25 protein-coding genes are annotated in these 25,932 nt (G+C 39.4%); 13 read left to right on the forward strand and 12 right to left on the reverse strand.

Going from position 1 to position 25,932, the window contains the following annotated elements; all coding sequences use genetic code 11:
- Positions 1-590 precede the first annotated feature (590 nt).
- The 6 genes from FJR09_RS00180 (at position 591) to mutT (ending at position 7,730) form a co-directional block, all read left to right on the forward strand.
- Complete coding sequence (locus FJR09_RS00180) at positions 591-947, forward strand: hypothetical protein (RefSeq protein WP_041457948.1); 357 nt, start codon at positions 591-593, stop codon at positions 945-947.
- Between the two features lie 98 nt (positions 948-1,045).
- Positions 1,046-2,224 (forward strand): TOMM precursor leader peptide-binding protein, encoded by a 1,179-nt coding sequence (locus FJR09_RS00185; RefSeq protein ID WP_168652423.1) that lies wholly within the window; start codon positions 1,046-1,048, stop codon positions 2,222-2,224.
- Positions 2,225-2,235: 11 nt separating this feature from the next.
- Positions 2,236-3,546 carry a YcaO-like family protein gene (locus FJR09_RS00190; RefSeq protein ID WP_168652424.1) on the forward strand — a complete coding sequence of 437 codons (1,311 nt, stop codon included), beginning with the start codon at positions 2,236-2,238 and terminating at the stop codon, positions 3,544-3,546.
- 382 nt (positions 3,547-3,928) lie between these two features.
- On the forward strand, positions 3,929-4,657 hold the full coding sequence (locus FJR09_RS00195) for a SagB/ThcOx family dehydrogenase (protein WP_015080057.1): 729 nt from the start codon (positions 3,929-3,931) through the stop codon (positions 4,655-4,657).
- A gap of 283 nt (positions 4,658-4,940) precedes the next feature.
- Positions 4,941-6,956 (forward strand): family 10 glycosylhydrolase, encoded by a 2,016-nt coding sequence (locus FJR09_RS00200; RefSeq protein ID WP_168652425.1) that lies wholly within the window; start codon positions 4,941-4,943, stop codon positions 6,954-6,956.
- Positions 6,957-7,307: 351 nt separating this feature from the next.
- Positions 7,308-7,730, forward strand: a complete 423-nt coding sequence (gene mutT / locus FJR09_RS00205; RefSeq protein ID WP_168651565.1) for an 8-oxo-dGTP diphosphatase MutT — start codon at positions 7,308-7,310, stop codon at positions 7,728-7,730.
- Between the two features lie 47 nt (positions 7,731-7,777).
- Here the strand turns inward: mutT and FJR09_RS00210 are convergent, their stop codons facing one another.
- Positions 7,778-8,296, reverse strand: coding sequence for a DUF29 family protein (locus FJR09_RS00210; protein WP_168651564.1), 519 nt, complete (start codon positions 8,294-8,296; stop codon positions 7,778-7,780).
- Between the two features lie 382 nt (positions 8,297-8,678).
- On the opposite strand from FJR09_RS00210, the gene FJR09_RS00215 reads away from it, so the two are divergent.
- The 4 genes from FJR09_RS00215 (at position 8,679) to folP (ending at position 11,789) form a co-directional block, all read left to right on the forward strand.
- Entirely contained in the window at positions 8,679-9,137 is a 459-nt protein-coding gene (locus FJR09_RS00215) for a CBS domain-containing protein (RefSeq protein WP_168652426.1), read from the forward strand.
- 139 nt (positions 9,138-9,276) lie between these two features.
- Entirely contained in the window at positions 9,277-9,939 is a 663-nt protein-coding gene (nblB, locus tag FJR09_RS00220) for a phycobilisome degradation protein NblB (RefSeq protein WP_015080064.1), read from the forward strand.
- Positions 9,940-10,170: 231 nt separating this feature from the next.
- On the forward strand, positions 10,171-10,896 hold the full coding sequence (tpiA, locus tag FJR09_RS00225) for a triose-phosphate isomerase (protein ID WP_015080065.1): 726 nt from the start codon (positions 10,171-10,173) through the stop codon (positions 10,894-10,896).
- Between the two features lie 47 nt (positions 10,897-10,943).
- Positions 10,944-11,789, forward strand: coding sequence for a dihydropteroate synthase (gene folP, locus FJR09_RS00230; RefSeq protein ID WP_168651563.1), 846 nt, complete (start codon positions 10,944-10,946; stop codon positions 11,787-11,789).
- A 112-nt stretch (positions 11,790-11,901) separates the two neighbouring features.
- Here the strand turns inward: folP and FJR09_RS00235 are convergent, their stop codons facing one another.
- The 6 genes from FJR09_RS00235 to fabI all read right to left on the reverse strand — a co-directional run bounded on the left by FJR09_RS00235 (position 11,902) and on the right by fabI (position 18,256).
- Positions 11,902-12,792 (reverse strand): SPFH domain-containing protein, encoded by an 891-nt coding sequence (locus FJR09_RS00235; RefSeq protein ID WP_168632959.1) that lies wholly within the window; start codon positions 12,790-12,792, stop codon positions 11,902-11,904.
- A gap of 276 nt (positions 12,793-13,068) precedes the next feature.
- Entirely contained in the window at positions 13,069-14,508 is a 1,440-nt protein-coding gene (locus FJR09_RS00240; protein WP_015080068.1) for a polysaccharide biosynthesis/export family protein, read from the reverse strand.
- A gap of 393 nt (positions 14,509-14,901) precedes the next feature.
- Positions 14,902-15,885, reverse strand: coding sequence for an ABC transporter ATP-binding protein (locus FJR09_RS00245; RefSeq protein ID WP_015080069.1), 984 nt, complete (start codon positions 15,883-15,885; stop codon positions 14,902-14,904).
- A gap of 789 nt (positions 15,886-16,674) precedes the next feature.
- Positions 16,675-17,280 (reverse strand): imidazoleglycerol-phosphate dehydratase HisB, encoded by a 606-nt coding sequence (gene hisB / locus FJR09_RS00250; protein WP_015080070.1) that lies wholly within the window; start codon positions 17,278-17,280, stop codon positions 16,675-16,677.
- Between the two features lie 66 nt (positions 17,281-17,346).
- Entirely contained in the window at positions 17,347-17,499 is a 153-nt protein-coding gene (locus FJR09_RS00255) for a hypothetical protein (protein WP_168652867.1), read from the reverse strand.
- Positions 17,480-18,256: an enoyl-ACP reductase FabI gene (gene fabI, locus FJR09_RS00260; RefSeq protein WP_015080071.1), complete on the reverse strand. Its 777-nt coding sequence runs from the start codon at positions 18,254-18,256 to the stop codon at positions 17,480-17,482. The genes FJR09_RS00255 and fabI overlap by 20 nt, the downstream gene beginning before the upstream one ends.
- Before the next feature lie 379 nt (positions 18,257-18,635).
- Here fabI and ntcA point away from each other — a divergent pair, with 379 nt between their 5' ends.
- Both ntcA and FJR09_RS00270 read left to right on the forward strand, forming a co-directional pair.
- A complete protein-coding gene (ntcA, locus tag FJR09_RS00265) occupies positions 18,636-19,307 on the forward strand; it encodes a global nitrogen regulator NtcA (protein ID WP_015080072.1) in 672 nt (223 codons plus the stop codon).
- 213 nt (positions 19,308-19,520) lie between these two features.
- Positions 19,521-20,969, forward strand: coding sequence for a DUF3084 domain-containing protein (locus tag FJR09_RS00270; RefSeq protein WP_168652866.1), 1,449 nt, complete (start codon positions 19,521-19,523; stop codon positions 20,967-20,969).
- Here FJR09_RS00270 and FJR09_RS24865 read toward each other — a convergent pair.
- Together FJR09_RS24865 and FJR09_RS00275 are read right to left on the reverse strand one after the other, a co-directional pair.
- On the reverse strand, positions 20,959-21,195 hold the full coding sequence (locus tag FJR09_RS24865) for a hypothetical protein (protein WP_235081800.1): 237 nt from the start codon (positions 21,193-21,195) through the stop codon (positions 20,959-20,961). The genes FJR09_RS00270 and FJR09_RS24865 overlap by 11 nt on opposite strands.
- Positions 21,140-21,280, reverse strand: a complete 141-nt coding sequence (locus FJR09_RS00275; RefSeq protein WP_235081801.1) for a hypothetical protein — start codon at positions 21,278-21,280, stop codon at positions 21,140-21,142. The genes FJR09_RS24865 and FJR09_RS00275 overlap by 56 nt, the downstream gene beginning before the upstream one ends.
- 7 nt (positions 21,281-21,287) lie before the next feature.
- Here FJR09_RS00275 and FJR09_RS00280 point away from each other — a divergent pair, with 7 nt between their 5' ends.
- Entirely contained in the window at positions 21,288-21,710 is a 423-nt protein-coding gene (locus tag FJR09_RS00280; RefSeq protein ID WP_015080074.1) for a pre-16S rRNA-processing nuclease YqgF, read from the forward strand.
- A 1-nt stretch (position 21,711) separates the two neighbouring features.
- Here FJR09_RS00280 and FJR09_RS00285 read toward each other — a convergent pair whose 3' ends face one another.
- The 3 genes from FJR09_RS00285 to FJR09_RS00295 all read right to left on the reverse strand — a co-directional run bounded on the left by FJR09_RS00285 (position 21,712) and on the right by FJR09_RS00295 (position 25,797).
- Positions 21,712-21,975 (reverse strand): DUF3146 family protein, encoded by a 264-nt coding sequence (locus tag FJR09_RS00285; RefSeq protein WP_015080075.1) that lies wholly within the window; start codon positions 21,973-21,975, stop codon positions 21,712-21,714.
- A 187-nt stretch (positions 21,976-22,162) separates the two neighbouring features.
- Entirely contained in the window at positions 22,163-22,558 is a 396-nt protein-coding gene (locus FJR09_RS00290; RefSeq protein WP_041457954.1) for a DUF1830 domain-containing protein, read from the reverse strand.
- 704 nt (positions 22,559-23,262) lie between these two features.
- The gene (locus FJR09_RS00295) at positions 23,263-25,797 is read right to left on the reverse strand and encodes a BsuBI/PstI family type II restriction endonuclease (protein ID WP_015080077.1); all 2,535 of its coding nucleotides are present in this window, start codon (positions 25,795-25,797) and stop codon (positions 23,263-23,265) included.
- Positions 25,798-25,932 lie beyond the last annotated feature (135 nt).

Consider the following 25,932-nt stretch of genomic DNA (forward strand, 5'->3'; position numbering starts at 1 on the left):
TGATAACCTTACTAAAGGAGTAATTATAAAGAAATAGAGCTACGCTTTTAAATCGGTCATAAGCATTATTGTAAATTCGCTTTAACTATAAAATTATTCTCTGTTACAAGAATTTTCATTCACCATTAGCACGATTTCATAAATTTATTCCTCCTCTATCAAGAGATAAAACAATACTACTTAAGAAAGAAGAAAATTATCTAGAAAAAGATATTCTTGTAAGAATCGGATAAGCAAACAAAGACATAATTGGCGACTCCGAAAAGAGCAATTTTCATAAAAGACAAGGTTTTACAGAATATAAATCCCATCTGATAGTTCCCCACACTAATCAGAAAGTGATTTTGCTCTTTTGTGGACTAATACCGCAGGGCGGAATTAAAAATTAACAATTAAAAATTAAAAAAGCAGATTGTATAAGCTTTTTATGAATCTTTAATGGTTAGTTGACTTACGCCGTTGTGGACTAGTGTAATTTTGAAGAATTTGTGAAAACTGGTTGATTGAAAAATATCATTCCAGCTTTTTATCAACTTGAATAGAGATTTGCAAACAGGTTATTAAATTTAAGTTCAAAGGAGTAGATGACAATGCTTGCAGAAAAAACACTCGACCAACCAATATATATAGAAATGCGTTTGGTAGATCAAGCAGACAAACTAGAAAGACTTCTGTTGTCTGAGGAGGAAATAGCAGCTTTAGAAAAATTAGCAATGTCGGGAGAATTCGACTCTGAAACCACCCAAAGATGGTTTGCTAATTGGGGTGGTGGTGGTGGTGGATGTGGACACTGTAGACACTGTAGACACTGTAGACATTGCAGACACTGTAGACATTGCGGCGGTGGCGGTGGATGTGGTGGTGGTGGTGGATGTGGTGGTGGTGTTGGTCATGCAACAGTATCAGGTGTATTGGAGGACACTGATGAAATTGGATTTGGATACTAACTAAACCTAGAGAAATAACAGAATGTAGAGACGTTACATGGAACGTCTCTGCATCTAGAAAACGCACTGACAAGCATTCAATTCCTAAAACCAATTTTATGAAATTAAATGATGGTAAGCGGTTACGGCTATTAGAACACGTTGTTATTAATGTGATGCCGTCAGATTGTAGTGGCGAAGAAAGTATGATCTTCAATACGACACGGCGAACTTTGAGAGTAAAAGGTCAAGCTTTACATAATGTGGAAAACATTGTTTTACCTTTACTAGACGGCTCTCGAACCATAGGAGAAATCCGCAATGCAATTGGCGAACAATTGACAGATTCTTCCCTAAATCAATGTTTAGAGTTTTTGATGGACAATCGCCTAGTAGAAGAGTCTCTAGAAAATACAAATGATTTAGATAGTCGTGCTTATTTACTTCCTCAAATCAGCCTTTATCATGAATTAGGCTTTGACCAAAAAGATGCTCGAAAAAACTTAGCCAATGCGAGGATTGCTGTTTTTGGACTGGGAGGTTCGGGACTGATAGCAGCAATTAACCTAGCTACTGCTGGGATTGGTTTTGTCCGTTTGTGTGATGATGCCTGTATCCTGCCGGCGGATTCCCTGATGATGTCAGGTTCGGGATTGAATAAAATTGGCACTTTTCGCAGTGTAGAAGCAGCGCGACAGATTGAGTCCATTGGCGGAATCACCGAGGCTGAGATTGTCACAGATGGTTTAAATGACGACGCAACCATCACTTCTTTGCTGGAGGACGTTGACCTTGTAATTGTCGCTACTGATGCCGTATCTGTGAATCTAGCCTATCGTCTGAACAGACTATGCTTGAAGATGCAGCGCCCATTGCTACCGGGTGGAGCGGCTGGGGTGGAGGGAACTGTCGGTCCGTTGGTTTTTTCCCAGGACAAACCCTGTTATCTATGCTATCGGATGCGGTCTATGGCTTGTTCCAAGTTTCCAGAGGCGGAATTGGCGGTTGAACAGTTGCTCAACCGAGAACGACGTTCTCAACCACGGCTACGGGAAAATTTACCGATAGGTCAGATGTTGGTGGGTAGCTATTTAGCTCTTGAGGCTGTGAAAATGATGCTCGGTTTGGCGATCGCTACTGACGGAAAACTACTACATATAGACTTACTTGGCACAAAACTTACTCATAACGTTGTCCTCAAAAAACCAGGTTGTCCCCATTGTTCAACACAGAAAGGGAACACTTCGACAAGCTCAGTGCATCGCAGGGAAGAGGGAACAGGGAACGGAAAAAGATAGGAGAGAACACAGTGAATACAGCGATTGCACGTCCCCGTTGGCAAGATCTAGTCAGCCCCCATACTGGCGTTATCCGCTCCTTAGATAGATTCACCAAGCCTTATACAGAGTTCGATTTTCCCGTTTTGTGGCAAGCCGAATTAGCAAATTTTCAGCTTCGTAAACAGTCTGATGATTTACGCTACGGTGTCGGTAGGGGCATGACGGATGAACAAGCCATTTTTGGGGCTGTGGGCGAAGCTATAGAAAGATACTGCGGTGGTATTGTTGATTATCGGCAAATAATTGTTAGTAGCTACGAAGAATTAGGTAATCGTGCCGTCCCTTCGACCGTTTTTTCTCCTTTTTCTGACCAACAATACTCTCACCCAACTTTCCCTTTCCCGGCCTTTAATCCCACAACGCAGACTTCGTGGATGAATGCCCTTTCCTTAACCAGTAAGCAACAGGTTTTAGTTCCAGCCTTCTTGGTTTATTTAGACTGGGGTGGCGACCAACCAGGAGATCATATTTTACCTGTTAGTTCTAACGGTATGGCTAGTGGACCATCTTGGGAGTTTGCTGCCTACCGGGGTTTGTGTGAATTAATTGAGCGTGATGCTTTCATCATTACCTGGTTAAATCGCCTCCCTGCCCCGCGCATCTATTTCGACCACCTGCCAGGAATTGAGACGGAAATTGCCCGTCACTATGCCCGCTTTGGCATTGAGTTAGTTGTCTTCGAGTTAACTACTGATATTCAAGTCCCAGTTTTCATGGCCATGTTAATTGACCGTTCGGGCAAAGGTCCCGCTGTGTCCACTGGTATGGGATGTCATCTTGATGCACCAACGGCTTTCCACAAGGCAGTTTTTGAAGTTTGTCAAGCTCGCTTTGGTGACATAGAACGGATGAAAACTGGCGCTGGGGCTAATCTCCATCAATATAGTGATATTCAGAATTTAGATGATCACAACGCTTTCTTTTACACGACGGCTCGGCTAGGTGAGTTGGATTTTCTATTTCACCATGACCAATCTTGCCAAGTTGAATATTTACCAACTTATGAATCTGAGTCTGAAGCAGAGAATTTGCAATCAGTAGTTGCCAAGTTAAATTCAGTAGGTGTTGAACCTTATGTAGTGGAAATTACTGCCCCTGATATCGCCTCTCTTGGTTTTCGAGTGGTGCGGACTTTAGCCAGTGAAATAGTCCCTATATATTTTGGTTATGGACAAGAACCACTGGGGACTCGGCGGTTATTCGAGGTCCCAGAAAGGTTGGGTTATGGTGGCGGACGGACCGAAAATGACTTAAATCCCTGCCCACATCCTATGGCTTAAAACAGCCGTCAGCGGGTTGTTGATTAAACCCAGAATTAGCTTACTATACTCAAAACGGTTGGGACATGGACTTTTGTAAAATCACAAAAAACCTAGTAGTCTGTCAAATTTATTTTGACGGGTTTTTGGTAGTGCGGGCATACTTCGACAAGCTCAGTACAAGTCTTGCCCGCGTGAGCGAGACGCTCACACTACAGGGCATCTTGCCCGCGTGAGCGAGACGCTCACACTACAGTCCGTCATTTTTGGATTGACAGACTACTAGATTTGTAGGGGTTTAGCAATGCTAAACCCCTACCCGCTTAAATCAAATAATTAAGCCGTGTTGAGTATAGTTGAATGCTGATAGGTGATAGTTTGTTAAAACGAGGAAATTAGCACAATGCACACAGCCAATGAACCTCTGGAGTTAGCTCTTCTCTATCATTTAAACTCTCCAGTCCCTAAAAGTTATGTTAAGCGGGTTCCGGCTACTGAACTGCGATATCTGCCAGAAGCTCCTTTTCTGGAATTGCCAAAAGCACCACGTGATAACCCGCTGTCTGAGCTTTTAGCGCGACGTACTTCTGTGCGATTATTTGAGCATCAGGTAATGCCACTTGTCGCCTTAGCTCAACTGCTCGACTCAGGATGTGGACTCAACGGACTGCGGGAAGTGGATGGTCAATGCTATGAGGCTCGTAACTCTCCTTCTGCGGGGGGACTTTATCCTCTGGAGGTGTTCGTATCCACACAAGCGGTAGCAGGTTTGGTTAGCGGACTATATCACTATGAACCTCGCGGACACGGGTTACATTGGGTAAATGATGCAGTCCCAACAGATTTTGTAGAACCATTATTGCAGCAAGATTACATTCTCAATGCCAATGCTCTGTTTGTATTCACATCGGTTTTTATGCGTTCAATGGGCAAATATGGGGCGCGGGGCTACCGCTTTGCACTTTTAGAAGCTGGTCATCAAGCTGAAAATATCTGCTTAATGGCTGGGCAATTGGGGCTGGACAGTCTTTGTATTGGTGGATTTCATGATCTGGGTTTGAATGCTATGTTGGGTATTGATGGAGAACGTCATGCTGCTCTTTATTGTGTTGCTGTTGGGAGGAAGGGATAATTTTTTTAGGCTTCGCCCCGCTTCGCTAACACGCAGAGTCTCAGAGGCTCAGAGAGGAGGAGTTTGAGGAATTTTTCTTTACTGTCATTAGGGACTTCCAAATAAAAAAATGTCCCAAAACTAACGCAAAAACCCTCTCTATTTCTTCTCTCTCTGTGTTCTCTGTGCCTCTGTGGTTCGTTTGTTCATTTATTTATTGGGATAATTTATTTCCCGGAAGTCCCTTAGCAGCTATGACTTAAATATTGCTAAATTAACAAAGGATGCAACTATCTCATTCAATATGGTATCTAGTTCTATAAGATTCTCGGATATTCAAGGTCATTGGTCCCAAGGGTTTATTGAAGCTTTAGCAGCACGGCGAATTCTCAGCGGGTATTCTGATGGAACTTATCGCCCTAATAACCCTGTGACTCGGGCTGAATTTGCAGCTATTATCGCTGCAATTTTTTCCCTGCCTGTCAAACGGGAATATGTACCTTTTGTAGATGTTCCCCAGACGCATTGGGCGATAAACGCGATTAAAAAGGTCTATGAAACTGGATTTTTAACGGGTTATCCAAATCGGCGGTTTGGGATAGATGAAGGTATTGCTAGAGGTGATGCTTTAGTAGCAATGGTCAATGGCTTAGAACTTGCTGGTCAAGTTGACCTAGATTTAGTAAGTAAACTAGCAGAAATTTATCAAGATGGATCTTTAATTCCTTACTATGGGATTAATCAAGTCGCGTTAGCAACTCGTGCTGGTTGGGTAGTTAGTTATCCGAACAGAAAAATACTTAATTACAAAACAGCCGCTACTCGTGCAGAAGTCGCAGTAATGGTTTATCAGGCTTTAGTATATTTAGGAAAAGCGGAAAAAATCCCGACTGATTATATTGTTGTTCCTCCAACCATCCCTAAACCTACCACTGCTCATACTGTTAAGCTAAATCATCGGCGGGAATTTCGGGGGGCTTGGGTTGCGTCTGTATGGAATAGTGATTGGCCTTCTCGACCGGGACTGGCTGTGGAACAGCAAAAAGCCGAATTATTAGCGATTATTAAACAGTTACAAGCTTTGAATTTCAATGCTTTAGTTTTGCAGGTAAGACCAGAAGGTGATGCTTTATATGCTTCGGAATTAGAACCTTGGAGTGCTTGGATAACGGGAACTCAGGGAAAAGCCCCATCACCATTTTATGATCCTTTGGAGTTTGCGATCGCCGAATGTCATCAACGCAATATTGAATTACACGCTTGGTTTAATCCTTATCGTGCTAGAGCAAATAGTCAAGTTTCTACCGTTCGTCCCCACATTGCAGTTACAAACCCCGAAGTTGTTTATCAATGGGGTACTCAACAATGGATGGACCCCGGTGCAAAAGTCGTTCAGGACAGAGCATACAACGTCATTATTGATGTTGTCCGTCGTTATGATTTAGATGCTATTCATTTAGATGATTATTTTTACCCCTATCCCATATCTGGTCAACCTTTTCCTGATCATAAAACCTACGCAGCATATCAAACCAGTGGGGGTAAACTAAATATAGAAGATTGGCGACGCGAAAACGTCAATCAAATGGTATTGCGACTTTCTCAAGGAATTAAAGCCACCAAACCTCATGTAAAGTTTGGAATTAGTCCCTTTGGTATTTATCGTTCTGGAGAACCTGCGGGAATTGTCGGTTTAGATGCCTACAGTGTCCTCTATGCAGATTCTAAAAAATGGTTACAGCAAGGCTGGATAGATTATATTGCTCCTCAACTCTACTGGCGTACTGACCAAACCAAACAAGCCTATCAAACTTTACTGCAATGGTGGACCGAAATCAATACTAAACAGCGTCACATCTATGCAGGTAATAATCTCGGACAATTAGATGGTAAGGAATGGAAAAATAGCGAAATTGCCAAGCAAATTCAGATTTCTCGGAATTTAGCAGGTAATTTGTCTTTAGGTAATATCTTTTTTAGTATGACTGGCATTCAGGAAAATCGCCAAGGCATCGCTGACCAATTTAAAACCTATTATCCCACACCTGCCTTAATTCCCACTATGTCATGGCAAAGTTCCATTACGCCACCACCTCCCAAAAACCTCAAGTTTATGGATGGTAAATTAAACTGGGAAGCAGGAGATGATCAACCTGTGCGTTCTTGGACTCTGTATTTGCAAAATAGCAATAATTGGCTAATTCAACGCATTTTATCCGCTGGTACTACCTTTGCGACAGTTCTACCAGGAACTTATGCAGTCTGTGCTGTGGATAGATTAGGGAATGAAAGTGCAGGTATGATGATTACCGTAACTTGATAATTAGCAAGTTGGGTTTTCTCCAGTCAACCCAACTACTTTTTAACTTATGGTTTTTTCCAAAACCTATAAGTTTTTTCAATCAGATTTTCAAAAAAAAGCGCATTCCTCTCTATTGTCAATAATCTTGAGAATATTCTCAATAATTGCCCCTAAAAACGTTCATTTCAGGACTTGATATTCTCAACTATTTTTTTTACAATAATTTTGATTATGATCCAAGGGTTATTTTTTATTTAATTTATTAATACATCAAACACCCTCTTAGCAAAATTCTCAAAATAAATATGAACTCGGTAGATATATAATTAGTCTACTGAGTTTTTTTATTTATTGGTACTGAGTAATTATATGAATGAAAGTAGTTCTTCTATTCCTCATAAAATTATTGGTGTTGCTGTTATTTGGAATGACCAAAAACAGATTTTAATTGATAGACGACTTCCTACAGGTACAATGGGTGGTTTATGGGAATTTCCAGGGGGGAAAATTGAAGTTGGTGAAACTATTCAAGAATGTATTAAACGAGAAATTTCGGAAGAGTTGGGTATAGAAATTGTAGTTAGAGAACATTTAATTACTATTGATCATACTTATGCTCATTTGCGGGTGACTTTGACGGTTCATCATTCTCAACATTTAGCGGGTGTTCCTCAAGCCATAGAATGTGATGAAATTCGCTGGGTAAGTTTGGATGAATTGGATAATTTTACTTTTCCAGAAGCCAATGGGGAAATTATTGCGGCTTTGAGAAAATATCATCAGGGAAATTGATAAATTAGAATTTACATTTGTAGGGATGTAGTAATTTATAATTTGCTTCATCTTTTCCCTAACTTCCAATCTTCACCACCAGGTAACTGAGTTAAATAATCATCAATTACTGCTGGTAATTCCTTCACTGAATATTCATAAGTCAATTTCAATAGAATTCCTGATTGATTAATTATCTGTTCTTTATCTACTGTTTCTGCAAGTTTAAATGGACTATAAATACCATTCATTACCTCATCACTAGCATCACGAATAGCTTCTTCAAATTCATCTTCTAGGATTAAGTCCCATTCATCTATCTTGACATAATAAGAATTTTTATTATCCTGCAAATTCATTTTCTTGATTTCTCGAATTGAACCACGAATTGAATTTGCCCAAGAATTAGTTAACCGTTGTTCTACTTGATTCTTGATAAGATGAATCATTAATCTAACTAAGAAGGATTGAATATTTCTTAAAATCGCTTGTCTACCCATCCCCTCTAACTCATCTATAATACCTAAAGCATCTGCATAACGTTGTTCTAAAATACTATTTCTGAGGTCTATGAATTCCTGTGTCATTTTTTTATTAACCTCAAATTAATTCAACACATCTACCCAAATTATACCTGAATATGCCAAAATAAACATAAATATTTTCTTTGGGGCATCTGTAAACTATGGTTGCTTACAAAAATTAGTTAAAAGACGGAAATTATCAGAAACAGAAGCAGTTAATTATATTCGGCAAATTGGGGAGGCTTTAGTAGTTTTTCATGATTCAAAATGATGCCACTGCTATCTTAATTGATTTTGGGTCGGCTGGGGAAATTATTCCTATTTTCAACAAAAACAACGTTTATTTTGAAAATGAAAAGTAACAATCTATTAACTGTATTTTATTTGTTACCAATAATTTCCTACAATAGTTAAAAAGACTTTTATAAAAGGTGTAAGTAAAAAAATGTCTAAAACCGTTGCTGACGTAATGAGTCGTGATCCTATCCTTGTCCATCCTCAAACGCCCTTAAAAGAAGCTATCCAAATTCTGACAGAAAAACGAATTAGCGGTTTACCTGTAATTGATGACGCAGGTAAATTAGTCGGAATTATCTCAGAAACAGATTTGATGTGGCAAGAAACTGGTATAACTCCCCCTGCATATATCATGATTTTGGATAGTGTGATTTATTTACAAAATCCTGCAACCTATGAACGAGATTTACATAAAGCTTTAGGACAAACCGTAGGGGAAGTTATGAGTAAAAATCCCCTAACTATTTCTCCTGATAAACCATTAAGAGAAGCAGCAAAATTAATACAAGATCACAAAGTTCATCGTCTCCCAGTCCTTGACAATGCGGGTAAGGTAATTGGTATTCTAACTCGTGGTGATATTATTCGCACTATGGCCGCAGAGTAGCAAAGGAGAGAAATATTATCTGACAACTAACAACTGTACGGGCGAAGCATTTGCAGAACTATTTTTGGCAATGACCGATAATTTATCTTCCAAATGCTTCGCCCCTACTAACAACTGACAACTGACAAAGGACAATTAAATGAGTGTGTCTGCTGATAGTATAAGAGAATTACTGCGTTCTGACAATTTAGGCGATCGCTTGCGTGCAGTCAATCAAATTCGGGAACTAGAACCACAAATCGGTTTAGAATTAGTCCAAATTGCCATTCAGGATAAAAGTGCGCGTGTCCGTTATTCGGCCGTAAGTCAAATGGATACCCTGGGAACACAGGATTTACCATTATCCTTGAATATCCTCCGAGGTTTACTTCATGATCCAGAAGCAGATGTTCAAGCAGCCGCAGCAGACTGTTTAGGTGCGCTGAAATTACATGACGCTTTTGAAGACTTGCAACAGCTTTACCAAGAAACACCAGAATGGCTGGTACAGTTTAGCATTATTGCGACATTAGGAGAATTAGGAGATCCGCGAGCCTTTGAATTGCTTACCCAAGCACTGGCTTCCGATAATGGCTTAATTCAAACTGCGGCCATTAGTTCCTTTGGTGAATTGGGAGATCCAACAGCAGTTCCTCTCCTAGTTCCATACAGCACTAATCCAGATTGGCAAGTACGTTACAGAGTAGTACAAGCTTTAACTCGTTTGGGTAGTGATGAAGCTAAATCTATTCTAGCAACCTTGGTAAATGACGAAGTAGAGGCAATTGCTAAAGAAGCAAAAGCTGGTTTGCAGTTAGTTTAATTTAGTAGTTGCGTTTACGTAATCAAGCGCAACTGCTCACCTAATTTTGGCAAATAACTTAATTTTTGATTCATACAAAAACTCTATCTAAGTTAAAAAACCAACCATCAGCCTATATTACTACTGACGACTATTTCTGTGACTCAGTGAATTCTGCTTAGTGAATAGTCCTAAAAAAGTAGTACATTGAAAAGTGCATCTAGTAGCATTAAAATCTTGATTAAATCACCTGTGCGGAAAATCGTTATTGCTGGAAACTGGAAAATGTTTAAAACCCAGGCAGAATCCGCAGAATTTTTAAGCGGATTTTTGCCTCACCTGGAGGAAACCCCCTCAGAACGAGAAGTGGTATTATGTCCTCCCTTCACCGACTTAAGCCTGCTGTCCAAATCTTTACATGGTAGCCGTGTAAATTTGGGCGCACAAAACGTCCACTGGGAAGAACATGGAGCATATACAGGCGAAATTGCTGCCCCCATGCTCACAGAAATCGGTGTGCGTTTTGTCATTGTTGGACACAGTGAAAGACGGCAATTCTTTGGAGAAACTGACGTAACTGTCAATCTCCGTCTTAAAGCCGCCCAAAAGCATGGACTCACACCCATTCTTTGCGTTGGGGAAACTAAACAACAACGAGACGCAGGGGAAACAGAATCAATAATTAGCAACCAATTAAAAAAAGACTTGGTAGATATTGATCAAACTCACCTAATTATTGCTTATGAACCAATTTGGGCAATTGGTACTGGTGATACCTGTGAATCCAAGGAAGCAAATCGGGTAATTGGCTTAATTCGCAGTCAATTAACTAATCCCCTAGTTCCTATCCAATATGGCGGTTCAGTCAACCCGAATAATATTGATGAAATTATGGCACAACCAGAAATTGACGGCGCTCTCGTTGGTGGCGCTAGTCTAAAAGCTGATAGTTTTGCCAGAATTGTCAACTATCAATAATGGGGATTGGGGATTGGGGATACATCAATTAAAAGTTAAAAAATTTCATGTCTAACAACTTAACTATCCGAGATCACTGTTTTACCTGGGGAAAGCGGACTTATCTCATGGGAATTTTGAATGTCACCCCGGATAGTTTTAGTGATGGTGGTAAATTTAACACCACCTCAGCGGCTTTAACCCAGGCAGAAGCAATGGTTTCGGCTGGTGCTGATATTATTGATATTGGTGGACAATCAACCCGTCCAGGGGCAGAACAAATATCCCTAGAAGCAGAACTTGAGCGGGTGCTATCTGTCTTGGAGTTGCTACGTCCAATTATTGATATTCCTATTTCTATAGATACAACTAGAGCAGAAGTAGCTAAAGCAGCAATTATCGCTGGAGCAGATATAGTTAATGATATTTCTGCTGGAACATTTGACCCCCAAATGTTGCCAACTGTTGCTAGTTTAAATGTGCCGATTGTCTTAATGCACATCCAAGGAACTCCCCAAACTATGCAAAAATGTACTGATTATGAAGATCTAATTGCTGATATTTATAACTTTTTATCTGAGCAAATTACAAAGGCTACACTTTTGGGAATTGACAAAAATAAAATAATTATTGATCCTGGTATTGGTTTCGCTAAAAACCATGACCAGAATTTAGAAATTTTTCGCCGCTTAAAATCACTAAAAACACTTAATTCTCCAATTTTGGTGGGAGCATCTCGTAAGAGTTTTATAGGTAATATTCTTAATCAACCAGATCCGAAATTGCGAGTTTGGGGAACAGCCGCAGCCTGTTGTGCAGCCATTTTCAATGGTGCAGATATCCTCCGAGTTCACGATGTTCACGAAATGCAACAAGTTACTTTAGTAGCAGATGCTATTTATCGTGAAGGTTAGGAGTCAGTAGGGGCGAAGCATTTGGAAGATAAATTATCGGTCATTGCCAAAAATAGTTCTCCAAATGCTTCGCCCGTACAGTTGTTAGTTGTCAGTTGTCAGTTGTTAGTTGTTAATTAAGTCCATTACCATTACCGTTACCGTTACCGTTACCGTTACCATTGCCATTGCCATTGCCATTGGCTTTACCATGATTTTCTTGTACTGAATCAGAAATCAATTCCTGAAACATTTCTGTTGAGTTAGCAGGATCTACAAAGACAATTTTGGCATTATTGCTTTCACCTAATTTTTGACTAGCATCTACATAATCTTGGGCAACAAGATACCTTAAAATATCCTTACTTTCAGGATGATTCCGCAAGGCTTCTGAAATTATTTCTATAGATGTTCTAGTTCCTTCCGCTCGTTTAACTGCCGCTTGTCGTTCCCCTTCTGCGGCTTCTATAGCTGACTTTTTCTTAATTTGTGCGTTTTGTTGAGCTTCCATTGACTTGCGGACACTTTCCGGTGGAGTGATGCTCTGAATATCTAAACGGATAATTTCAATTCCCCAAGCGGCTGTAATTGAATTTAATACGCCTAATATGCTTCGGTCTATCTCGTCTCTAGACATATTAGTATCCTCTAAAGAATTCTGAGCGATATTTTCCCGGAGGGTAGTTGTGGCTAAGTTAGATAAGGCAGTTTGTAAATCATCAATGGCATAAAAACTTTTCTCAATATCTTTAATCCGCCAGTAAAGAATTGCATCAACTTCTAAGTAAACTCCGTCTTTAGTAATGACATTTTGGGGTTTAATATCTAACAACTGCTCTCTGGTTGTATCCTCCATCACAATCTGATCAAGAATAGGAACGATAAAGCTGATTCCCGGATTAAGTTTGCGATGATACCGCCCCAAGCGTTCAACTAAGGCCACATTCCCTTGATTTACCATCTTTGCAGATGCCAAGGCATAACCTACTAGAGCTAAAAATATGATAAAAATTATTGGGTCCATTGAATTATTCTCCTCCTTCAGCTTTGGGCAGAATTGATTATTAGGGTTATAGCTTGCAGTAAATTAAAATGGGTTAAGTGCGTAATTTCCCAATCAGTAACTATAAAATGATAAACCTGCGATCGCATTATAGGCGATCGCTACACCTCTAATCATAAATTGCTGAAAAAATAAACTCAGATGTATAATAGACATCCCCGAAAAAGATCGTAGAGACGTTCCATGGAACGTCTCTACAAGGGTTTCAAGTCACGTACATTTAATTCTCGGAGATCTCTAAAATCCAGTAGTGAATAGTCTGATAATCCCCAAAATAGTACCTAGAGGACCAGCTACAGTATTAACTCTATCACCAGTTTTAGCTAAACCGTTGCGATCAACTATGACAACATCATTGTTGCGAAGGATCGGATTGGTTTCCTCATTAATTCCTTTAGCTAAATCCACTTTAACTGGACGTTTAGTAACTGTACCATTGGTATTGAGGCGAATTAATTCTACAGTTCCTTTACTAGCTCTACTATCATTGAAACCACCAGCCGCTAATAATGCCTGATTTAAAGAACTATTCGGTTGTAGTTTTACTGCTCCTGGTTTTTTGACTTCACCCACTACACCCACTTCAATAGTATTTGGGGACAAAGTAGTTGTTGCTAATTGGGTAGATTCAGCGGCACTAATGTCCGTAGCTGTAGGAATGACAATTGTATCTCCATCCTGCACCACAATGTCTTGATTGATATCACCGCTTTGTAGTAATTCCCATAGATTAATATCTATAGTTTGTTCCGTACCAGTTCGGGTAGGACGGCGTAATTTAATCTTCCGCACATCCGCAATGGACGTAATTCCCCCTGCTAGTTGTAAACTCCGCATTACAGTTGGTAAACCACCACCAGCACCACCACCCTCTGCTCCACCTGCATTTCCAGCAGTAACAAGATAAGAACCAGGACGGTAAACTTGACCAATTACCACCACTGAGCGGGGTGAAGTTTGACTAGCGGCAAAATTAGCTGCAAATAAATTTCGGGCTTCAGCCACATTCAAACTGGTAGCTGTGGGGACAACGATGGTATCTCCATCTCGTAAAGTAATCTCTTGGGATATTCTGCCTGTTTGCGTTAATTCCTTTAAGTCCAAGGAGACTGTCTGCTCTCCAGAACGTCCTACCTTGCGGCGTAATTGTACTTGAGTTACATCTGCTGCCAGTGTCACACCTTGGGCTATGGTTAATGCAGCTAATACCGTTGGATATTGGACACCGGGGTTATTCCCTGCTCCTCCTTCTAAGCTGAGGGTATAAGCACCTGGTCTTGTTACCTCTCCCGCAACAAATACATTGATGGGACGTGGTGATAATAAGTTGACGGAAATCAGGGGACGTTTGAGAAAGCGAGCATATTTTCTGGCGATTGTATCAGCAGCTTGTTCTGTGGTTAGTCCCGAAACAGGGATACTGCCAATTAAAGGCATATTAATTGAACCACCGGGAGGGACTTGATATTCACCTGTATATTCTGGTACTTCAAATACATTAACACGGATGCGATCGCCGCCGCCTAATAAATAATCTGTAGCGATACTACTGGATGTTGATGCTACTGGCTGTCTTTGTGCCAAACTCACAGATGGCAAAATGATATTCACTGTTGTTAACAATGCTAAACCCATCGTTGAGTGGGTGAGAAATTTACACAAATCTTTATTAAGCATATTTACCTGAGAATTGAAAATGGCGATATTTAGAGTTATTCGGAAACATTTTAACATCGAGTATACTGAAGAATCGTAGTGACTCAACAATTTTATTTTCTAATAAATCTTTAGTTTTCCGGACATAAATAATTTGTTGCGTAAGGAATTTGATTTTAAATCTTCTTTGAGGTTAGGAAATATTTTCAGTGCTTTTTGCAGGTTAAGTTTCCTAACTTATAACAATTTTCGATCCTATATTAACAACAAATTTATCAACTGATAGTACAGTCATAGCCCTAAATTGATCAGGAAGTATTAACACATAAGTAACTGATTTTTAGAATGATCAAATAATTCGCAAAAATTACTACTTATGGGTGATTCATTCCTCTTATTTTCTAGTTGTTTGTGCTAATTAAGGGGATGATTTCGGATTTGAATTTGATGGATAAAAAACTCTTCTAGAGATTGACGTGACAGATTCATAGTGATAATTTTTCCCCCCATTAATCTCAAACTAGACAGAAAATCATAATAATCTTCTTGGAGTATACCCTGCCAAGAACCATCAGCCCCAAATTCTAAATTACCTATCCATTTTTTCAAGATTTCCCCGTCTCCGCCTTGACCTTTAACATGATAGGTGTTTTGATTCCCTAAAAGTTCACTGAGAGAACCGCAACAGATTAATTCTCCTTGAGCAAGAATAGCCACGCGATCGCAAATTTGTTCAACTTCACTCAACACATGACTATTAAAAAATATGGTTTTACCAGATGCTTTCAGCGAAAGAATAATTTCTCGCATTTGGTAACGTCCCAGCGGATCAAGTCCAGACATGGGTTCATCCAAAAAAACCAAATCTGGATCATTAATTAAAGCCTGTGCCATTCCCACACGCTGAAGCATCCCTTTAGAATAGCGCCGCATTTGCTTTTTGCGAGCATCAGATTGAGATAACCCCACTAATTCCAACAATTGGGGAATGCGTTGACGTTGTAACTTTTGGGGAATTTGAAATAAACCCGCTGTCAACTGCAAAAATTCCCAACCGCTCAGATATTCATATAAATAGGAATTTTCTGGGAGGTAGCCAATATGCTGCTTGACTTTAGCGTTGCCTATGGGTTTACCTAGCAATAATCCCCGTCCAGATGTAGGGCGAATAATTCCCAGCAACAATTTTAACAGCGTGGTTTTACCCGCACCATTGGGACCCAACAAACCAAAGGTTTCTCCTGGGTACACTTGTAAAGAACAGTTTTTGAGCGATACAACTTTTTGATTGAGCCAAAATCCCGTGCGATAGACCTTTCGCAATTCAGAAGTCAGGACTACGGGTTTTTTATCTAGGGGATTTTGTTGATAATCGGGGTTGTCTACAACAGAATTCATGGGGATGAAACTACCAACTACTGACTATTTAGAGCTAACTAATAGATTAACCGATGCTGAGGATTTTTATAAGAAAACAGGGTGAAAACCCCATAATTGACACCTAAAAATCCCAAAATTTTTTAGGTGTTGATGTCTTTTAAGCCGGGAATGAAAGCCTTCTGGGGATTTATCCCCCAGTGACCGAAAAGACGGGACACAAGCCCCGTCCTTCCAGGACGGCTTTATGTTAAAATTTGGTCATAGTCGCCATAGGGCATTGGGAGACTTTAAACGGACATGGAGGGACGATAGGACCACTTGTGGCGTGTTCTGGCGAAGTGTCAAGTGTTTCCCCGCACCTTCAGGTCGGTGAGTATGTCAAAAATTGATTATATTTGATGTTATAATCTCAATCAACAGGAAAGGTAATCAACCTGTCTAAAAACCTAACTGCCTAACGGTAATCTGTACCTTGACAATTAAATCTATGCGGTTCTATTGCATTGTTCTAGTTTCCTCCTCGCAGTAGGTAAAAGATTTATAGGAGCTAGACTTGTGTTGAGCGAAGTCGAAACACGAATCAGAATTTTGAAACAAATCGTTTCTAGTTAAACAGGACTTGCAGCAATGCAACTACGGTCGGGCAGACCGAAAGTTAACCCTTCGGCTTCGCTCAGGGTTAAAGCCGAGCGGAGTCGAGGCTTTAACGCTTGAGGAGAGTCCCACCTCTGGGCTGGATAACGCAAGGAGTCTAGTTTAAGTGGTCTCGTTGAACCAAGAATCCCTGTGTCTTTAGACCGGGGAGTGTCAAAACACACCTTTGGAACTAGGAATTGTTTCTGCCCGTCGGGAATCAATTTCCACCGCCATTCGTATTGCTCTAGCAAAGGCTTTAAATGTAGCTTCAATAATATGATGGGAATTAATTCCATCCAATTGGCGAATATGTAACGTCATTTGGCTATGATTCACCAACGCCACAAAAAACTCCCGCACTAGCTGGGTATCATAAGTTCCCACCCGTTGAGTAGGAATCTCTAAACCATAACTAAGATGCGGTCTACCAGAGAAGTCTAAAGCAACTTGCACTAATGCCTCATCTAAAGGCGCAAGAAAATTCCCAAAGCGGACGATTCCCTTTTTACTACCCAAAGCTTGGAATAAAGCCTGTCCTAAAGTAATCCCCACATCTTCGTTAGTGTGGTGATCATCAATTTCCCAATCACCTTGAGCTTGAATATCCAAATCAAAAAGCCCATGGGAAGCAATTTGATGGAGCATATGATCTAAAAAAGGAATACCTGTAGAAACTTTACATATCCCTGTACCATCAAGATTGATAGTAACGTAAATATCTGTTTCCCCAGTAGTGCGGTGAACTGAAGCTATCCGAGAAGTTTGTTTGTTGGTCATTTGTCAGTTGTTAGTTGTTAGTTGTTAGTTGTCAGTTGTCAGTTGTCAGTTGTCAGTTGTCAGTTGTCAGTTGTTAGTTGTCAGTTGCCAAGGAATATTTCTCTTCCCTACTTCTTTCTTCTTTCTGACTCCTGACTCCTGACTCCTGACTCGGTGACTCCTGACTCGGTGACTCCTGACTCCTGACTCCTGCCTGTTACTACATTCCCATAATTTCATAACCTGCATCTACATACAGGATTTGTCCAGTAATACCGCTGGCTAAATCACTGCACAAGAAAGCCGCAGTATTCCCTACTTCTAATTGAGTAACGGTGCGACGGAGAGGGGCGACTTGCTCAACATGATGAATCATATCTAGAATACCACCCACGGCTGAAGATGCTAAGGTGCGAATGGGACCTGCAGAAATGCCATTGACGCGAATATTTTCAGGACCGAGTTCTGCGGCCAAGTAACGAACACTGGCTTCTAAACCAGCTTTAGCCACACCCATGACATTATAGTTAGGAATTGCTCTAACTGCTCCTAAATATGTAAGAGTAATAATACTTCCGCCTTGAGTCATCAAAGGTTTGGCTGCACCGCTTAACTGTACCAGTGAATAAGTGCTAACTTCCAAAGCTGTATTGAAACCAGAACGAGAAGTTTGACTAAAACCTCCAGTCAAATCTTCTTTTTTTGCAAAGGCCAAACAATGCACTAAAATATCTATTTTCCCCCATTCTTGCCGGATGGTTTCAAAAGTAGATTGAATTTGCTCGTCATTTTCAACATTGCAGGGCAAAAATAGGCTAGGACTGAGCGGTTCTACCAATTCAGAAACTTTTTTTTCCATTTTACCCTTGTCATCTGGCAAGTAGGTAATGCCCAAATTAGCCCCGGCTTTGTGCAGTTGTTGGGCAATTCCCCAAGCGATAGAACGGTTGTTGGCAATACCTGTAACTAGGGCATTTTTTCCAGATAGATTCAGCATAAACATTGCTAATGTAATTCATCATTAGGAGCATACTAGAATCTGAGTCTAGTTTGACTGTGTTGGGCTAGAGATTTTCCAAAATACTCCAAGCATAAGCAGTAAGCCCCCAAAAAACCATGACCATGTTCACAAAAATTCTCAAGAAATTGGCAATTTTTAGAGGCAAAACCTTGAGACTATAATTAGTGAAACTACTTATCAATAATTACTAGCTAAACGGAACAACAATTATGTATCATTATAAACGAAAGACTAGGAATTCCGCGTTTGAGTATAGGAAAAAACAGAAAATTTAATGATGATCTATTGATTTTTCAGGTGTATTCTTAGGTAATTAGTTTTTGTTTTTCTGGCATTGGGTAGGGGAAGGGAGAAAATGATAGTGACACAAGATAAAGCCCTAGCAAATGTTTTTCGTCAAATGGCAACGGGGGCTTTTCCTCCAGTCGTGGAAACATTTGAACGGAATAAGACGATCTTCTTTCCGGGAGATCCTGCCGAACGAGTTTATTTTCTTCTCAAGGGTGCTGTAAAACTGTCGAGAGTCTATGAGGCAGGAGAAGAAATAACGGTAGCTCTGCTCCGGGAGAATAGCGTTTTTGGCGTGCTGTCGTTGCTGACAGGGAATAAGTCTGATCGATTTTATCATGCAGTGGCATTTACCACTGTAGAATTACTTTCAGCCCCAATTGAACAAGTCGAACAGGCACTGAAGGAAAATCCAGAATTATCCATGTTAATGCTGCGAGGTCTTTCTTCGCGGATTCTTCAGACGGAGATGATGATTGAAACTCTTGCTCACCGGGATATGGGTTCAAGGTTAATTAGTTTCTTGTTAATTCTTTGTCGAGATTTTGGCGTTCCTTGCGCTGATGGCATTACCATTGATCTGAAGTTATCCCATCAGGCGATCGCTGAAGCAATTGGCTCTACTCGCGTGACAGTCACTAGACTGCTGGGAGATTTACGCGAGAAGAAAATGATTACAATCCATAAAAAGAAGATTACTGTGCATAAACCTGTTGCTTTAAGTAAGCAATTTACTTAGAAGTTATGGGGGAATGGAGTTGGCACGGGTTCTATTTTTGAGGTAGTGCGGTCTTGGGATCTCTCCAAGCAGAACAACTACCGTAGAGATTCAACCGTTAATTTGGAGGAAGATCTCAAAATTGGATAATTTCTACTTTTGCCTAACTCCATTTACCCACAGACAATGGTTAAACATAGTAGGCTGGATCAGTCAGCATTACGGTAGCTAAAAATGACCACCGGTTACATTCTGATTGCAGCAATTCTCATTTTGGGAGGCGTAATTGCCACCGTGGGCGATCGCATCGGCACACGAGTTGGCAAAGCTCGTCTCTCACTCTTCAATTTACGTCCGAAAAAAACTGCTGTAATTGTCACTATTTTTACAGGTGGTCTAATTTCTGCATCAACTTTGGCAATCCTATTTGCGGCTGATGGCGGATTGCGAAAGGGCGTATTTGAGTTAGAGGATATTCAAAGAGATTTGGGTAACAAGCGGGAACAACTAAAAACCGCAGAGGCGCAAAAAAGCCAGGTAGAGAGTGAGTTAAATCAAGCCAGACAAGAACAAAGTCAGGCACAACAAGAATTACAGAAAATTAATAAATCATTACAGGCAGCAAATACTAAACAAAAGGCTACACAAGCCCAACTCAATCGCACTCTGAACCAGCAAGCTAAAACTCAAGCCCGACTTAATCAAACTCAAAGTCGTCTTGGGGGAATTGTGATTCAGTATCAACAAGCTAGAAATGAATTACAAACTCTTTACAATCAGCGACAAACATTACAAACGGCGGTGGAAGAGTTAAAGACGGAACGAAAAAGATTATACGCCCAAGCTAAAGAAGCTATTGATGAAGCAAAGACGGTGATTGAAAAACGCGATCGCAAAATTGCTAAATTAGATAAACTTATTCAAAATCGTAATCTCGAAATTAAACAGCGGGAAGAAGTTATTATTACTAGAGAATCTCGCTTGAAAGAATTAGAGAAACAACAACAATTTTTAGAGCAGGAAGTAGCCAGACTAGAAAAATATTATCAGTCCTACCGTGACCTCCGCTTGGGTAAACTAGCTTTAGTGAAAGGTCAAGTGATAGCCGCAGGGTTAATTACTGTGGACAAGCCTGATGCGGCACATCAGGCAATTATGCAAATTCTCCAGGAAGCTAACCGCAATGCCAACATTCAGTTAACTGAACCTGGTGGTACACCAGTAAATAAAGAAATACTCCGTGTTCCCAAAGATAAAGTTGAGCAGTTAATTGCACAAATTAAAGATGGTCGAGAATATGTAGTGCGAATTTTCTCCGCAGGTAATTATGTCAGAGGTGAAAAGCAAATAGAATTCTTTGCAGACGCAGCGAGAAATCAACTCGTATTTTCATCAGGTGAAGTGCTGGCTACTACTACAGCGGATTTAAAAAATATGACATCTGAACAAATGCGTCAACGCCTAGATTTACTAATTTCCGCTTCTCAATTTCGCGCCCGGAACGCGGGAATTGTCGAAAGTGTCCAAATAGAAGGCACTTTTCCGCGCTTTGTTACCCAATTACAGCAGACGGAACAGGAAGTAGAAATTAAAGCCGTAGCCGCAGAAAATACTTATACTGTAGGTCCGCTAAGAGTCAAATTAGTAGCCATTTTGAATGGACAAATTCTTTTTAGCACCTGACAAAGTAGGCAAGGGGGCAGGGGGCAGGGGAGTAGGGGAGGTAGGGGAAGTAGGGGAGGTAGGGGAAGTAGGGGAGGTAGGGGGAGAAAGAATTTTTCCAATGACAACTGACAACTGACAACTGTACGGGCGAAGCATTTGGAGAACTATTTTTGGCAATTACCGATAATTTATCTTCCCAATGCTTCGCCCCTACTAACAACTGACAACTGTACGGGCGAAGCATTTGGAGAACTATTTTTGGCAATTACCGATAATTTATCTTCCAAATGCTTCGCCCCTACTGACAACTGACAACTGACAACTGACAACTGACCAATGACTAATACACAACCTGTAATTTTAGGATTTGATCCTGGTCGTGATAAATGTGGGATTGCCGTGATGGGATTGGATAGACAAATATTCTCTCATCAAGTTGTATTGGCAAATGAGGCGATCGCTAATATTGAAACACAACTGCAAAGATTCCCAGTATCCTTAATTGTCATGGGAGATCAAACAACAGCTAAAAAGTGGAAACAGCAACTTAATCAAGAATTAAGTAAACCCACCAATATCATTTTGGTTGATGAACGTTATTCCACTTTACAGGCACGCGATCGCTATTGGCAGATGTATCCACCCCAAGGCATCATCAAACTATTACCCAAGGGTTTGCGTCAACCGCCCAGGCCAATAGATGACATTGTAGCCATTCTCCTGATTGAACGATATCTCAACCGACTAACTGACAACTAATTTACAATTCAGCCCGAATTGTAAAAGCATAATCCCCCCCAGGTTCTAACTGATAGTCCTGTTGTTCTAAAAACCGCCCTAGAGGTTCTTTGATTAAAGCACGACCTTGGGAAGGCTTTACAGAAAGTTCTCCCCGGCGGAAATGCCACTGGAAATGCCACTGAAAATTACCGGCGCTAACTTCACCTTCTAGAAAGCCTTGTTGCCAAGATTGGCGGGTAATTTTCACATAAGCAGTAGTTTCTGGCAGACGTTTAGCACTCACGCTTGTTTGATGTCACGGATGGGATAAAGGACAATTATTTATAGGGTTACTTATTCTATGTACCAAAAATAGCTTAATTTTACAAACTAATAAAAACAAGATACGTTAGCAAGCCCTAATTAGTCCACCCCAAATAAAAAAAGGTTGCTGAATTGCTGCAACCCTAATGTTTAGCAGTATTGTGTTTTTAATCAATAGATGCCAATTCAACGGCTTGTAAAGATTTTGTCGTATCTAGAATTTTTTTATTATTTTCTGACCTGATCGGATTACCATTACCAGAATTTATGCTTGGAGATGAGTTCTCTTCTGTCTCATCATTGCTAGGTTCATGGATAATCAGGGTATTACACGGAATCGTATCTGATATAATAGCACTGGCCATCATCCCAGTATGAACTTCCATTTGTGCTTCTGGAAGAACTTCAAACACCAGCCTTTGTCCGGGAAATACAACCCTTTCAAAATACCAATTGGGAATATTGGAGATACGAGTCACCTGGATCTTACTCGTAGCATTGACGTAGCAACAGAGAATCTTCCCCGAATGCTCTGGTGGTAGAGGATCTAATATCTGAGCCATAACTGCTGAGGAGCTTATTTGCGCCACAATTTTACATTACATCAGTAAAGCTAACACCCGATGATCCCGAGTAACTGTAACTGTGACTACCAACTGCAATTTTCTGCATTATTTCTATCTAAAGATATATAGAGATTTTGACACTCTCCGGTCTAAAGACGCGGAGATTCTATAGAGAGTTTCAGTCTATATCCCTCAGTTATCCCAGTTTCAGGCATTGCCTTAAATATTTGGGTTCTTGCCCTGATTTCGTTTGCCCTGGCGGGCGAAATCATATCTGACAAGCGTAACTTTCCGAGAGTCCTTCGGTAGCTTTTTATGTCTTTAGTGACAATTTAATTCTATCACGAATATGGATTAAAATTTGAAATTATTTCAAATTTTCAAATTAACGTCAATGCAGGATAAAGGAAAGCAACTAGTACATCACGGCGTAAATAAAGCAACCATATTCAATCGCCAAAAAGCCTACTGTATATTAGTTTTGACTTTTGACTTTTGACTTTTGACTTCCGCCCTGCGGTACTAGCCTTCATCCCTTGTCTAAAGCCCAAATGTGGCTGACTGAGTCAGCCACATTTTCAAGGGTTTTCGGCGTTCTTCCTTATAAAAGTTTTCAAGAACTAGAGAAAATCGCTGATGTTTTGCAATACTGTAGCCAAAAAAAGTAAAATTGTACCTCACTGATTTGAAAATTGCTATGATTATAATTGATAAAGCTGTAAAAGGTGTTCACCATTGAAGTGAATCAAATGAGTTGCATCTTCTGCTACCCATACATCAGTCTCCCAAGAAATTTCTGGTAAATACTCTTTCATGGCTTTGCGGTTAAGGAAAGCTGTCACCATAACAAGGGGTATTTTAGAGTTTTTGAACAAACTTTCAAGTTCAGTTTTACGTTTAGCATCAATTGGTCCATGGGATGTCACAGCTTCAATTAAAACTAACCAGTTTTGAGCCAGGAAATGAATGATGATATCCGGCATTTTTCCATGAGTATCAATTTTAATTCCTAATTGCAACAAAGCTGATTCATCAAAATGGACAAATTTTTCATCTGTATCACCAACATAAATGATGTTACTACTAGGTGTAAATCGTGGACAAAAATCATTAATTATTTTCTCAATTAAAATATTTTGACCACCTGGTGAAAGTGCGATTACTTTACCTAGAATATTCACTTCTATTCTGGCTTTTAACCTTTCTTGAGCATATTTGGTTTTGAGGGTTTCAATAGATGCTAAATAGGTTGACAGACTTTTATCCCATTCATCAGTTTTAAATGTCCGCAGCAGTTCTAAAGCACTATCTTCAATTTGGTATACTGTTTTTGGACTATTAACAGGACGCTCAATATTATCAGGATTTACAACAATTAAACCTGCATCAATAAATTGGTGTACAGTTTGACGACGGACTGTTTCTCGCGTATTAGGTGCATACTTTTTAGCATATTGTTGTTCCATAAATTCCATCATTGGTGTAATACCTTGAAGTGGTGCTTTTGCAGATATCCAAGGTTCATGGGGTTTTAAATCAAGCAATGCTAGTAAAGTTAAACCAGAACGTTCATTTAGTTGCTTACGTGGAAAACCTAAAGTAGTCAGTATTTCTATGGCTTCATCAATACGCGATTTAATGACAATTGGATTATTTTCTGATGAATTAGTCATATTTAATAATATGGTATTTATTAGTTGATCTATTTCGGACTGGTTAGGAAATTCTGCTCCTATATGTTTACCTAGTGCATAAAGTTGTGCTAAATTGGGGTATTTTAAACTTCGTAAATCAGTAGCATTTACTTGAGTATGTCCATTAAATAGACGGAAAAATGCATCTACTAGACTAGAGTTAAGATAAGCTGCAAGACCTCTAGCTACAATTAAATCTAGTCCATGTCCCTGTTGATGAAAATAATTCAAATGGTTTTCAAAGCCAATACTAGGAGTATCAATTTTTGTGGAATCATAAACAACAGCAACAAGTCTTTTTTTTTCCTCCTTAGCAGAAACCCGTTTAATTAAAACATAATGTTCATTAGGAATTACAAGATTAGTTGTCTCTTTACATAATACTATAGCTTGACATTTTTTAGTATTCTTTGGGTAGCTGATATAACCATCATGAAAATGAGTTGGATATATCAATGGAACTGTACCTTTTTCTTGATTGAGTTTCAAATATGATTTGATTCTAAAATCAACTACTTTACCTGTAGAAACATTTAAACATAAATCTTGAATTTTGCAACTAAAATGGTTGATTTGCTTAACTATTTTCTGGCTTAAATTATCTGTTATAATGTGAATAAATTTTTCTGTGTCATCAGGATGAATAACATCTGTGTAAGGGATTTCATGAGATAGGATTATATCATCTTCAGCATTAATACTAGAGCTAATTAATATATTAGCTGGATTTTTTGGCTGTTTATTTGCATGAAAAATAACAGTTTCTTGCAGTATCTTATCATCAGAAAATACTTCTTGACGAGAATCGAATAAATGAATTTTATCTAACGCCATATTTTCTAGAAAAAATTGCCGAAACTCTCGAAAATATGAGCCATTGCAAAAACTTCGGGGAGTAATTGCTACTAGTTGTCCATTTGATTTTAGTAATTTAATTGTGGCAAAAATAAAACCTGTATATATGTTAGTAGTTTCTAAGCCTATAGAACGTAATAACAGACGGTATTTTGATTGAGCATTGATTTTATGATATGGTGGATTAATAATGGCGTGTGTAAATTCAGTTGTTATTGAAGGAGCAAATAAAGGAAATTGTAATAAATTAAATACTGATTCAATAAAATCACTATGATAGATTTTGTATGTAAATTTTATACCTAATTGCTTACAAGCATTATGACAACATTCTAAGGTTTTTTCTAAATAATTAATCAAAATAGGGTCAATTTCGTAAGCGGTAATATGTAAAGATTTTGGTTTTTTCTGAAGTTGACACAATTCAGCTACAACGGTTGTTAATAATGCACCAGCCCCTGCACCCGCATCTAGTAATGATATTTCTGATAAACTAAAATCAAACATATTTGCCATTAAACTGGCTATTGATAAGGGTGTTAAAAACTGCCCTTTTTGATTTTTATGATCTTGGCTAATTTGATTATTAGCTGCTGTATGTATTAGCTCAACTTGATATAATAGATTTTCGGTAATAGTTTTGCCCCTATCTATAAGCGTCAATGTTTGATTGTTGTTAATAATCATTTTGTGTTTAGATATTCACATTTAAATATCACTAAAAAGTAATCTAACTATATGTGACAAATATAGCATATCTTAATACTTAAATTTATCCTATATTAAATATAATTATCCATACTCCCCACAACCACCCCCCAA

Origin of the sequence: Dolichospermum sp. UHCC 0406 (assembly GCF_009712025.1) — a bacterium.
Taxonomy (GTDB): domain Bacteria; phylum Cyanobacteriota; class Cyanobacteriia; order Cyanobacteriales; family Nostocaceae; genus Dolichospermum; species Dolichospermum lemmermannii.

Coding starts and splice junctions, on each gene's coding strand:
- fabI (WP_015080071.1), bottom strand. CDS start 18,256: ATGCTGAATCTATCTGGAAAAAATGCCCTAGTTACAGGTATTGCCAAC.
- FJR09_RS00195 (WP_015080057.1), top strand. CDS start 3,929: ATGCACACAGCCAATGAACCTCTGGAGTTAGCTCTTCTCTATCATTTA.
- FJR09_RS00240 (WP_015080068.1), bottom strand. CDS start 14,508: ATGCTTAATAAAGATTTGTGTAAATTTCTCACCCACTCAACGATGGGT.
- FJR09_RS00290 (WP_041457954.1), bottom strand. CDS start 22,558: ATGGCTCAGATATTAGATCCTCTACCACCAGAGCATTCGGGGAAGATT.
- FJR09_RS00200 (WP_168652425.1), top strand. CDS start 4,941: ATGGTATCTAGTTCTATAAGATTCTCGGATATTCAAGGTCATTGGTCC.
- mutT (WP_168651565.1), top strand. CDS start 7,308: ATGAATGAAAGTAGTTCTTCTATTCCTCATAAAATTATTGGTGTTGCT.
- FJR09_RS00295 (WP_015080077.1), bottom strand. CDS start 25,797: ATGATTATTAACAACAATCAAACATTGACGCTTATAGATAGGGGCAAA.
- FJR09_RS00270 (WP_168652866.1), top strand. CDS start 19,521: ATGACCACCGGTTACATTCTGATTGCAGCAATTCTCATTTTGGGAGGC.
- FJR09_RS00215 (WP_168652426.1), top strand. CDS start 8,679: ATGTCTAAAACCGTTGCTGACGTAATGAGTCGTGATCCTATCCTTGTC.
- FJR09_RS00185 (WP_168652423.1), top strand. CDS start 1,046: ATGAAATTAAATGATGGTAAGCGGTTACGGCTATTAGAACACGTTGTT.
- FJR09_RS00280 (WP_015080074.1), top strand. CDS start 21,288: ATGACTAATACACAACCTGTAATTTTAGGATTTGATCCTGGTCGTGAT.
- FJR09_RS24865 (WP_235081800.1), bottom strand. CDS start 21,195: ATGCTTCGCCCGTACAGTTGTCAGTTGTTAGTAGGGGCGAAGCATTGG.
- hisB (WP_015080070.1), bottom strand. CDS start 17,280: ATGACCAACAAACAAACTTCTCGGATAGCTTCAGTTCACCGCACTACT.
- nblB (WP_015080064.1), top strand. CDS start 9,277: ATGAGTGTGTCTGCTGATAGTATAAGAGAATTACTGCGTTCTGACAAT.
- FJR09_RS00235 (WP_168632959.1), bottom strand. CDS start 12,792: ATGGACCCAATAATTTTTATCATATTTTTAGCTCTAGTAGGTTATGCC.
- FJR09_RS00255 (WP_168652867.1), bottom strand. CDS start 17,499: ATGAAATTATGGGAATGTAGTAACAGGCAGGAGTCAGGAGTCAGGAGT.
- FJR09_RS00210 (WP_168651564.1), bottom strand. CDS start 8,296: ATGACACAGGAATTCATAGACCTCAGAAATAGTATTTTAGAACAACGT.
- ntcA (WP_015080072.1), top strand. CDS start 18,636: ATGATAGTGACACAAGATAAAGCCCTAGCAAATGTTTTTCGTCAAATG.
- FJR09_RS00180 (WP_041457948.1), top strand. CDS start 591: ATGCTTGCAGAAAAAACACTCGACCAACCAATATATATAGAAATGCGT.
- folP (WP_168651563.1), top strand. CDS start 10,944: ATGTCTAACAACTTAACTATCCGAGATCACTGTTTTACCTGGGGAAAG.
- FJR09_RS00245 (WP_015080069.1), bottom strand. CDS start 15,885: ATGAATTCTGTTGTAGACAACCCCGATTATCAACAAAATCCCCTAGAT.